The sequence below is a fragment of the Paenarthrobacter sp. CM16 genome, from assembly GCF_013179505.1.
Taxonomy (GTDB): Bacteria; Actinomycetota; Actinomycetes; order Actinomycetales; family Micrococcaceae; genus Arthrobacter.
In genome coordinates, this window is record NZ_JABMCX010000587.1 from 1 (window position 1) to 739 (window position 739).

Below are 739 nucleotides of genomic sequence, written 5' to 3' on the forward strand. Positions count from 1 at the left end.
TATAGGGAGATTTGGCGCCCTTGGTGTGGACGGCAAAATAGTTATCCCCGGTATTCTGCGGCCTTGAAAGGTAGGAGAACATGGTCTGGTAGCTGACCAGGCGCTCGCCTTCGCCCGCGCTGAGGAAGTAAGGGCTCAGCGTTGCGGGCAGGCCGGCGTTTTGCTGCAGTCCCGGCTGGACGCGTTCCACATCCGGGAAAGTGATGCCGAATTCGGCACCGACCTCCGCTTGTTCCCGGCTGGTCAGCGTGTGGCCGGCACGGGCGGGCGGAACGTGTGAGTCGATGGGAGTGCCCACACGCTCGTAGTAGGCCTCTGCCCCGCCGGGTGTCATCCAGTTGAGGAAGCGGGTGTAGTGGCTGGCCATGCGGTAGGCGTGGGGAGTCCCCGGCGGAATGACTACTGAATCTCCGGGTGTCAGGATGCGGCTTTCGCCCGGCAGCCACACGTGCAGGATGCCGTCGAAGACGTACAGCGTTTTATGTTCGATCGCGTGGCTGACAAAGGGCGACTCAGCACCCAGGCCACCGGAAACGTAGGCGGCACTGAAGATGCCGCCCGTGTCTGCCGCCCGGGCGATCACGGTGATGAGTTGGCCGTTGATCTCGTAGCGGGCGCCTTCGCCGGAGGCCATGTAGTAGGGGACAGCTTCGCCCGGGAGCGTGTTGGCCAGGGGAAGTGTTTTGTTGATTTCCTCGACGCTGAGGGACATGTGTTCCTTCTTTCCTTCGTCAGGCTG

The 739-nt window shown here is 62.5% G+C and carries 1 protein-coding gene; it reads right to left on the reverse strand.

What is annotated here, in order from left to right; all coding sequences use genetic code 11:
- Positions 1–712: quercetin 2,3-dioxygenase family protein (locus HP499_RS24675; protein WP_172326632.1), on the reverse strand; the 712-nt coding region annotated here is incomplete at its 3' end.
- Positions 713–739 lie beyond the last annotated feature (27 nt).